This is a genomic window from Palleronia caenipelagi (assembly GCF_007004065.1).
Lineage (GTDB): Bacteria > Pseudomonadota > Alphaproteobacteria > Rhodobacterales > Rhodobacteraceae > Palleronia > Palleronia caenipelagi.
This window is the reverse complement of record NZ_VFSV01000069.1, coordinates 1-9389: the sequence shown is the minus strand read 5'-3', so window position 1 is coordinate 9389 and position 9389 is coordinate 1. Positions and strand designations below refer to the sequence as shown.

The window sequence follows — 9389 nt, the reverse complement described above, 5'->3', positions numbered from 1 at the left end:
ATGATCGGTTATGGCGGCCACGATACTCTGTACGGCGGCGCCGGGAATGACCAGCTCTGGGGCAGTGACGGGAATGACCTTCTGAACGGCGGGATCGGGGCCGATACGATCCTTGGCGGCAACGGCAATGACACGTTGGTGATGGACAGCTTCGGGGATCGGCTGAGCGGCGGTGCCGGGATTGATGTCGTGCAGACGTTTGTCGGGATAAACCTGACAGACGGGGTGCAGGCGCTTGATACAAGCATTGAGAATGTGGCTCTGCTCGGAAGCGGCAATATTGATGCCATTGGGAACCATCTCGACAACGTGCTGTCGGGGAACGTGGGTAGCAACGTTTTGAGTGGTTATAGCGGCCACGACAGGCTGAATGGCAATGCTGGCAACGACAGGCTCTTTGGTGGTGCCGGGAATGACCTTCTGAATGGCGGGATTGGTTCTGATACGTTTGTATTCGCTCTGAACTATGACCGCGACACGGTTGTAGATTTCGAGGACAACATCGACACCCTTCGACTGGCGAAACTCGGAGTGAATAATTTTTCTGAGGTTCAGACCTATGCCACGCAAGTCAACGGGGATGTCATGTTTGACTTCGGTTCCGGCGATACTCTGACCATTCGAAACATCACCCTCAACGCCTTGGCTGATGATATGATTTTTGTGTGAGCAAAAACTGGTGCCGCAGGCAGAGCACCGCAAATCGTGTACGATGGACGTACGGCGGATCGCTAGCGTATAAAATGGTGACAGTCCCATGCCGGCGTCCATTATTATATATCGTCTGACCACTGTCCAGAATCTGGCCGATCCACTGCGGTCGGACAGCGTGGATCTGGCAAGACGGATCGTCGCGGACCGCCAGGCGCAAGCTGTCGGCCTGCACAGGAACAATGGGTGGTGGAGAAGTGGCCCTTAAAAAGGTAGCGCCGCGCGGAAAACCGGGCGGCGTTCTTTTCTTCTCGGATATTCACCTTCAGAGCATTCAGGCGAGACCCGTAAAGACGCATTCGTATGGGCTCTGCTAATAGGTTCGGTGATCTGACTTAAGTTCCGGACGGCGCGATAAAATGCTACACATTATACTATACAAACAAAGTTATGAACTTAAATACATGTAGATATTATTCGACGTTAAATCCCTGTCTCTCCGCCACTCGACCCAATCATCGTTCATTACCATCGGTGGCGTCATCCAAGTCTCAAGACCGAAACTAATTTTGGGGAAGTCCGCATGCTCCCAACCGGAAATGGGTCAGAACGGATCTCGATTGGGATCTGGCCGAGATCGACGACTATGTCATCGCGATGAAGCTGCGAAAGAGGGTCGAGATGCTCTTTGCCAACCTTAAACGCATCCTCGGGCTGGGACGACTTCGATTACGCGGCCCATGCGGCGCGAGCGACGAATTTCTCCTCGCCGCAACCGCCCAGAACCTCCGCAAGCTCGCCAAGATCTTTCCAGCACCGCAGCATCTGCGGGAAGCCTGATCAGAAAGGCACTTATGCCGTAGTCAAACCCGCCATTTCTGCGCTCGCAATACGCAGTTTTTCCACAGAACGGCGGGTAGCGGTCATTCGCGGCATGGTCACAACACTTTTGCAGAGGCTTCTAGAGCGGACATTGACGAAAACTGAACCCTGACTGCTTCCAGCGACTGCGTCTAGTTTATTTCTCCAAAGTTTGCCGCCTCTAGCTGAGCCATCGCAACTGGATACTTGGACAGCAATGATGAGTAAAATGCGGCATCAACACTTCGTGCAAATGATATATAACCTTGCAGAGACCTTGCTTCTTGAGTGGATAGCCGCGAAGCCGAAAATAAGAATACCTGTGTTCTTATTGATCGCTTTTTCTTCCTCCCAATAGAAAGCTTTCCGTCGTTCGTGAGTGTTATCCCGGTTACGTGACGGTTATGCGCTCTCGAGCTGAATACCGTCTTGCCATCATTTACTAATAGACTCGGATACTCCATAGCTTTAAGTGCTTCCTTAATGAAGCCTGGCACAGCAAACAGGGCATCCTTAATATTTGTTGAGAACGTCAAGTCGTCGGAATATCGGGAGAAGCTTATGCCGTGTTCCTTGCAATATTCATCGGCGATGGTGTCAAATTCGAAGAGGAGCGCGTTTGAAATGAAGGGGGAGGACGGCGCCCCAACACTCAATACAAGCTCATCATTTTCGAGCATAAAGAATACCCTCGATATCGTGCGTAATTCGATTTCGTCACCTTGGTCTAGGTGACCCTGAGCAACGAGGAGGTGGCACAAGTCCTTGCTGCGGATGGAAGGGAAAAAATCCTTGAAATCCATCTTAAGAAGGTAGCTGTTTTTCGAGTGGATCTTTGCGTTATCAACGATCGACTTGCCGACTTGATACGCCATTGCGCACTCATGTACCTGCAAACATTTCTCTAGGAACTGGCTAACGAGCAAGCGCTGAACCGCCTTTAAGTCCGGCGTTGGTTGAGCAATAATTCTTTTCCCGCCTGATCGTTTATCGATCGGGTATCTTTTATACCTTCTTGGACAGCTTGAAACGTAACGCTTGAGTTCAATGTCGGCAAGAAAGAGCTCTTTCTTGAGAATTTGAGTGGGTTTCATCCGCCTTCTCCAGAAATGACGAAATTTTCGATAACATAGACTCTGTTCTTTTCGCGTCGGGTTGAAGCAGATTGCTTCCTGTAATGTTGGGAGATTTTTATCTTTGCAGCACTTAAGTCAATTACTGGCGCACCCTTTTGAGCCCGGATCTCGACACGAGTAGGAGCATTACTCTTAGCAAAATAGAACTTTTGAGAAGCCCGCTTCTCCATACCGACCAAACCAAACCTCTCAAGAATATAGAGGCCTGCCTTGAGTCGTTTTTCCGATAATGTTACACCGGACTTTTCTAAAAATGTTAAAATTTCATTAAAGGTTAACGCCAAGAAAAGGTGAATAATCTGAAAAATTAGGAGTAACACATGGCCATGGTTGTCGATGGTGAATGCTTCGCTGTCAGGAAGCGTGTCCAAGTATGATGTGACTTCGTGGACAATCTCCTCAACTTCCCTCAGTTCAATCAAGTCTGCGTTGTCCGGATTGAGATCCAGCGGAAGTACAAAGCGTTGATCAAGCGTTTCGAGCGGAGCTAATATGCCATGCTTAATAAAGGAGCTCTCAATATAGAAACCTCTATTTAGAACGGCGAAGAGCTTTGTGCGGATATGCTCATTTGCGTAAAATAGACCAAGTTCGGCAAGAGAGCCTGGGCTTTCTAGAATGACCGCGACGACAGATGCCAGTCCCGCGATATCATTCTCAAACTCCGCGAGATCATCGTAGCCATCAAACCAATCCTTGTAGCTCTCGGCCAGTACAAACTCTACGCCTTCCTGCGCAGCAGTACTATTCATCATCATGTTTCGAACTGATAGGTTTGCCGTAGAAGTAACGTCGACTTTACCACCACAAACGAAAACATAGTGTGGCTTGCTGCGGATGCGGCAATTTTTCAGCGAAATCTTGGCTGCGATATCGTCGCGAGGATCACTTGCAGCTCCGCTCATGATCTGAAGTAAGGCCCCCTACCTTTGAAGGTGCGATAAGACCAAGAAGGTCTTAGCGAAACTACGGCTTTGATAAGACCTTCTTGGTCTTATCGCGCCAAAATGAAATCAATAAGTTAGAGTCCGGCTGTACACCAGACTACGCTCATTAAGAGCGTTCCGCGTAAGGGTATTTACTCCTAGCCTAGGCCTTGCTGTTAGTAAACACCCATAGAACACCCAGATATCAGAGGTTGAAGTTGTCAGCATGGTGTAGGGGGAGCGTTATGTTTTTTTGCGCTTGCAGTAATACACACTTTGTCAGCGCTGCCGACCTTCGACATGGTGGTGATATCGATCCTGCGACGAATGGCCGGTCTGCAGAAGCTGCAACGCAGCGGAGGTGATGGCAATGAATGTCTCTTATGGGCCGAGACCGACGTTGCGCTCCTGGACGATCTTCCCCGGCTCGCCGCGTCGCCGCATGTCGGCTGTGAGCCCAGACTGCCTCAAAATCTCTGTCGGCATCTCGCGGATGCAGCAGGATAGAACTCGAAAGTACGGCCCGGAGCTGCCGCTCGCCACCATGTCAGATGCTGCGATGCGGCCCGCGTTTCCTGCCGTTCGATGATGTGCGCAACATTTACACCGAGCGTGTTGCATAGATCAAACTCTGGACGTATTCGGCCTTCTTACCGGCCTTTATCCGCCCTTTCTGATGACACGCTCATCGGCCGCGCGACCGAGGTCGGTCATGCGGCCCAAGGAATTTGACAGCGATCAGGGTCTCGGATGCTTGGCTCTCCATATTTCGACCTCTTAGCTCAGGCCCAATCACCTGCTTGTAGCGGCCGATCTAGGCTTCAACACGGGAGCGTTGACTGTAACCGGTGGCCTTTTGCCAGGCGATCCGACCGTGGTCGGCAATCATCTGGATATGGGCATTGGGGGTCTCGCAATCCCGGGGGGGGGGGGGCGGCGTTGCTCGGTGGGTGAGAGGCGATAGAGAGTCGATCCGGTGGATCTATTCAGCCTCGAACGGGCGGAGCCCCGGAGGAATGATCACCTCCACATCCGGCCCGAAGGCTTCCTGTATCGTCGCTGCGGGCGGTGCGCCATCATAGGCGCCATCGCCGAGGGAACGGCACACAACCTCCGCCACCTGAGCCAGCAACTCGGGCAGCCCGCCGGGATCGCCGACATGCTCGGTGGTCAGGCTGGACGTGACGATGTGACCGCTCTCCGGATCGAGGCCGATATCCAGTTTACGCCGGGTTTTGCGAGCCTTCGGCAGCCCGTGCTTCTCACTCATCCGTTCCCAACCGCCGTGGATCCGCGTTCTGGGCGATCCGGCCGGTCATTCCGACAGCCTCCGGCCCGGCGCGGTCCTCAACGATGGGCCGCCGCGGCAAAGCGTCGAGAAATCTGGCACAGGCAGGTCAATCCGTATGAGCCGCAGAAGACTTCGCACGAAGCCCTTCGTTTGACAAAGCGCCAGCCCGAACACGACGCGCAAGGTCAGGCACCCTCGATCGCCAGGTCCGAATACCGCCGCTGCGCACCGCGCTTGCCAGAGGGCGGTGGGGTCCATGTGGCCATCCGTCTTCGCTGAGCCAGATCGTCACATCACCGCGCTGGTAGAGACTCTCGTTGTATCCGGCCCAATTCGTGGCCCGGTATTTCGCCTGCGCGAACTTGTGCCGTCGTGATGCGTTGTGCTTGAAAGGCATCCCGTTGTCCCGTCGCTACATCTATGAGCCAGCTACGCAGTCAGATGCCTTCGTGCAGCAAGGTCATGTGCGAGCCGTTTCGGCGGCATTGTGCCGAGAACCCACCAGATCGGAACAGTTCGTTGTAAAAGTCCAAAATCCGCCCCACGATTGATCCATTGAACGTGGAAAACGCGTCTTGTGCCGTTGGTCCTTTTATGATGAGGCACGGGAGCGAATGGCTGAAATCAGTGAATTTTCATATACCGGACTTGCCGGGGAATACGTCGAAATCCGCCTTCCCACCGGCGAAGATCCGTCGCCCTATGCTATCGAAATCTATACAAAATCCGGGAGCGTCGCCGCTTTGGCGAGCACCATACCTATCAGTTCGGGGACATTTTCGACCGACGGAACCTATGACTTTTACGTCATTTTTACCAATCTGGCGAACGGTCCGCGCGATGCGATCGCGCTGTCTGAGAATGGCGTTGCCATTGACTTCGTCGCGTGGGGCGCGACCGGCTCGGTCCCAATATCCGGCGGCTCGCTCGACGGCACCAGCCTGACCAGCATTGGCACCCCGCTGAATTCCGGTTCGACTACTTCACTCAGTAAGGACCCTGATGGGAACTGGGTCGAAGGCACGGCAACACCGGGCAGCAATGTGGTTTTTTGCTTTGCGGGGGAGGTTATGCTGGCTACTCCCAATGGGGCGCGGCGCGCCGACGGGATCACGCCTGGAACGCAACTCTGGACGATGGATCACGGAGTGCAGGCCGTGCGGTGGGTCGGCAGCCGATATGTCACCGCCGCCGAGATGCGGATGAACCCAAACCAGCGCCCGGTCCTGATCCGCACAGGTGCGCTGGGGCCCGGAGTGCCGGAGCGTGATTTGCGCGTGTCACGGCAGCACCGGATGCTCATCCGTTCAGCTATCGCACGACGGATGACCGGAGACTCCGAGGTGCTGGTGCCGGCCATTCGGCTGGTCGGGCTGCCGGGAATCGAGATCGACATGACCGACGCGCCGGTGGAGTACATCCATCTGCTCTTCGATCGACACGAACTTCTGCTCGCCGAAGGCGCTCTTGCAGAGAGCTTACTCGCGACCGCTCAGACACTTGCCCCAGTGCCTGCCCGCTTTCGCCGTGACATTGAACGCCAGAACCCGGAACCAGATTTCGGAGGCCCCCTAATGAAAGAGGCCCGCCCGATATTGGAGGGCAAACGGGTAAGACGGATGGTCTGGCGTCACCAGAAAAATCGCATCATCCTGCAAGATCTGGTCTCAGCGCTGCGCGGCAAAAAACTGGCGCAGCAGCTCTGATGCGGTTTCTGAAGCGGTCCCGTGATAGATTGTCCACACTCTCTTCGTTCTGGTGCGCGGTCCTGCAAAGGCCGCAGTCAACTGTTCGAAACGATGAAGAGAGACGGTGCCGACAAGCTAGAAAACATGATCGTACTACAAGGGGCAGACGTCGTGCACTACCCCGCCATCAGCCCTGGCCGGGGCCGGTGACGGAGCCAGTTTAGCAAAGCGCAGAGACAGAAGGGTCATGACTTCGGTAACGGGGTTGTCCGAGTCAATGGATTTTGCGCAGCCGAATTGATCTGCCAGAGCGGTTTCTTTGATATTTTCGATATTCGTCGCGCCTGTTGTCCCGGCTTTCGGCTGAGGTCTTTCGTTAGTGTCCGAGCACGTGGTGTAATTTCTGCGCCGCCAACGGTGCAATCTCGGGTGGCCATCGAGGTGTATCGTCGAGGTGGAGTGTGACCGCTTCAACCACGAACCACACGGAGACCCCGATGACCAAAACCAACATGGACCTGTCCGAACTTCTGGCCAAGCAAGATGGCGGCGACTTTCTTCGAAGCGTTGCTGAGGCCGTTCTCCCGCTGATCATGGAAGCCGACGTTGAAGGCCTGATCGATGCGGGCAAGCACGAACGTAGTAATGACCGTGCGACGTGGCGCAACGGGTATCGAGAGCTCGCTTTAGAGACCCGTTTGGGCGCGCTAAATCTGAAGTTGCCAAAGCTGCAGCAGGGCAGCTATTTCCCGGGCTTCCTGGAGCCCCGCATGACCTCCGTGAAGGCGCTTGTTGCTGTGATCCAAGAAGCATGGATTGGCGACGTGTCTACGCGCCGGGTTGATGAATGAGCGCAGGCTATAGGCTTGTCTGGCATCTCCAAGAGCAAAGTGTCGAAGCTGAGCGTGTCATCTGATCAGGGCGGGAAGGTCTGCTAACGCAGATGCTGTCATTTGAGTTCGCAATCGCAGCGAAATACCGCTTCCCGTCCCCCTATCCAACGCCCTCGTAGCTGCAGCGGGGATTGAGCGGCTGCGGCGAACGGCAACAATGTCCGCTCAGCGGACACTCGACGGGTTTAAATGCCGCACACACAGTCGAACGGCAGGAAACGCGGACAGCATCGCGGCGTTTGAAATGGTGATGGGCGGCGGCTCAGGGCCGAGACTGACGGCGCGCCGGTCTGGCGGTGTGGATGCCCACCAATTGCTGATCTCTGAGATGTGCCGGACTCGTTCTGACGCCCCAGCCGGATTGCATCGCTGACGCGGCAGGCGGTGAACATGAAAAGAGTAAGCGCGAGGTGCCGTGTCGCGCCCGGCTCGCGCACCTCGCGGAATTTGCGCAGATCGTTCGCCGTCCACGGAGTTGCGCCGCGTCGGCCTTTGCTGATCTTCCCAACGCCAGTCGCCGCAGCTGCTGTTCGGTGTGGTCACATGGAGCCACCGCGAAGCCCTGAAGGGCCTCTAGGTATTCACGATACGTTCCGCAATATTTCTGGCTCGGTCTAATCGAAAAGTCGTGCGAAATCAGCGGAATTCCATCTCTTGCAAATCCGTGTACACCGGTTCGATTCCGGTACTCGCCTCCAATAAAATCAATGACTTGCGTCATGCCATTTCTCCTTCACTGCTATTTTTGAAACAACCGTTGAAACTTTCACGTTTCGGTCTTGCTTCGTTCCATTTGATTTCTTGCCTCTTGCCTCTTGCCTCTTGCGCACGCTTCGCGAGCTCTCTTTGCCGGATCGGGCCGCCGTACTTTTTCAGCATCTCGACGCCTGAATGGCCGGTGACCGCCTTGACCATTTCGTCATCACATCCCGCCAGATAGAGCTCGATAGTCGCATTTTTCCGGAGCCCGTGCGTTTTGTAGTAGCTCGCCTTCTCGTGCTTCATCTTCTTTTTGATGGTGCGCATTTCCTCCGCAACGATCCGGTAGCTCACTGGTCGACCCTTGGCGTCGGTAAAAACGGTGCCGTCCGTTCGTGCGAGCCCGTCGAGGTGGGCTTTCAAGCGGTCGGCGAGCGGGATCGGCGCTGTTGCACAAATCGGGGTCTGAGCGCGGTTCCCCTTTCCCCGGGCGGACCTATCCTACGTCCACAGTAATGGGTACGCCGAGCGCGGTGTAGCCGTTCAGCACGGCGATACGAACTTGCAGCTCGGCGACCTGGCGGTCGAAGTCTCGGGCCATGAGGGATTGGCCGAGCAGCTTGATGCAGTTCATCTTGCTCTCGACCCGGCTCCGGCGGTGGTAGCCAGACCATCGTCGGCAGATGGCACGACCCAAATATTTGGACGCGCGCAATGCCTCATTGAGGGCGATGGCTCCGGGGCTCGTTGGTTTCCAGGGCTTGGCGTTCTTGCGGGGCGGGATGATCGCAGCGGCACAACGGGCAGCGATTGCCTCGTGGCACTTGCGTGTGTCGTAGGCGCCATCTGCCGTCACGGAACCGATCTCTTCGTCAGACGGGATTTGGTCCAAGAGATCTGGCAGGATGGGCGCATCGCCAATGTTGCTGCCGGTGACTTCGACRGCCCGGACTTCCAATGTTTCCTCGTCGATACCGATGTGCACCTTGCGCCAGATGCGCCGTTTGGCTCCGCCGTGCTTGCGGGCGTTCCACTCACCTTCGCCTTCGGCCTTGATGCCGGTGCTGTCGATCAGCAGGTTTAGCGGGCCCGTGCCGCCGCGATACGGGATCGCCACATTCAGCGTCTTTTGGCGGCGGCACAGGGTGCTGAAGTCCGGCACTCGCCAATCCAACCCAACCAGCCGCAGGAGGCTCTGAACGAACCCGGTCGTTTGTCTCGTCGCCATTGTCGCTCGGACCAAT

The 9389-nt window shown here is 55.4% G+C and carries 7 protein-coding genes and 3 pseudogenes; 4 read left to right on the top strand and 6 right to left on the bottom strand.

All coding sequences use genetic code 11. The features are described from left to right. Together FEV53_RS18660 and FEV53_RS18655 are read left to right on the top strand one after the other, a co-directional pair. Nucleotides 1-669: calcium-binding protein (locus FEV53_RS18660; RefSeq protein WP_142836214.1), on the top strand; the 669-nt coding region annotated here is incomplete at its 5' end. Nucleotides 670-1230: 561 nt separating this feature from the next. Then, nucleotides 1231-1491: pseudogene (locus FEV53_RS18655) on the top strand (transposase); the annotation flags it as partial. Between the two features lie 173 nt (nucleotides 1492-1664). Here FEV53_RS18655 and FEV53_RS18650 read toward each other — a convergent pair. From FEV53_RS18650 to FEV53_RS22220, 4 genes and pseudogenes are all read right to left on the bottom strand, one after another. Beyond that, nucleotides 1665-2606, bottom strand: coding sequence for a retron St85 family RNA-directed DNA polymerase (locus tag FEV53_RS18650; RefSeq protein WP_142836213.1), 942 nt, complete (start codon nucleotides 2604-2606; stop codon nucleotides 1665-1667). Beyond that, nucleotides 2603-3553 (bottom strand): retron St85 family effector protein, encoded by a 951-nt coding sequence (locus FEV53_RS18645; RefSeq protein ID WP_142836212.1) that lies wholly within the window; start codon nucleotides 3551-3553, stop codon nucleotides 2603-2605. Before FEV53_RS18645 ends, FEV53_RS18650 begins: the two co-directional genes overlap by 4 nt. A 1003-nt stretch (nucleotides 3554-4556) precedes the next feature. Beyond that, complete coding sequence (locus FEV53_RS18640) at nucleotides 4557-4844, bottom strand: transposase (RefSeq protein ID WP_142836211.1); 288 nt, start codon at nucleotides 4842-4844, stop codon at nucleotides 4557-4559. Nucleotides 4845-4930: 86 nt separating this feature from the next. Continuing rightward, nucleotides 4931-5057 (bottom strand): annotated as a pseudogene (locus FEV53_RS22220) (transposase); the annotation flags it as partial. A 422-nt stretch (nucleotides 5058-5479) separates the two neighbouring features. On the opposite strand from FEV53_RS22220, the gene FEV53_RS18630 reads away from it, so the two are divergent. Together FEV53_RS18630 and FEV53_RS18625 are read left to right on the top strand one after the other, a co-directional pair. Then, entirely contained in the window at nucleotides 5480-6571 is a 1092-nt protein-coding gene (locus FEV53_RS18630; RefSeq protein ID WP_142836209.1) for a Hint domain-containing protein, read from the top strand. A gap of 479 nt (nucleotides 6572-7050) precedes the next feature. After that, nucleotides 7051-7473, top strand: a pseudogene (locus FEV53_RS18625) (transposase); the annotation flags it as partial. Between the two features lie 690 nt (nucleotides 7474-8163). Here FEV53_RS18625 and FEV53_RS18620 read toward each other — a convergent pair. Both FEV53_RS18620 and FEV53_RS18615 read right to left on the bottom strand, forming a co-directional pair. Beyond that, nucleotides 8164-8568 (bottom strand): tyrosine-type recombinase/integrase, encoded by a 405-nt coding sequence (locus tag FEV53_RS18620; protein ID WP_246100932.1) that lies wholly within the window; start codon nucleotides 8566-8568, stop codon nucleotides 8164-8166. 73 nt (nucleotides 8569-8641) lie between these two features. Then, a partial coding sequence (locus FEV53_RS18615) for an IS5 family transposase (RefSeq protein ID WP_142836207.1) occupies nucleotides 8642-9389 on the bottom strand: 748 nt, incomplete at its 5' end.

Bases quoted from the DNA above. Each gene is read 5' to 3' on its own strand.
- FEV53_RS18650 (WP_142836213.1), bottom strand. From the start codon at position 2,606: ATGAAACCCACTCAAATTCTCAAGAAAGAGCTCTTTCTTGCCGACATT.
- FEV53_RS18630 (WP_142836209.1), top strand. From the start codon at position 5,480: ATGGCTGAAATCAGTGAATTTTCATATACCGGACTTGCCGGGGAATAC.
- FEV53_RS18645 (WP_142836212.1), bottom strand. From the start codon at position 3,553: ATGAGCGGAGCTGCAAGTGATCCTCGCGACGATATCGCAGCCAAGATT.
- FEV53_RS18640 (WP_142836211.1), bottom strand. From the start codon at position 4,844: ATGAGTGAGAAGCACGGGCTGCCGAAGGCTCGCAAAACCCGGCGTAAA.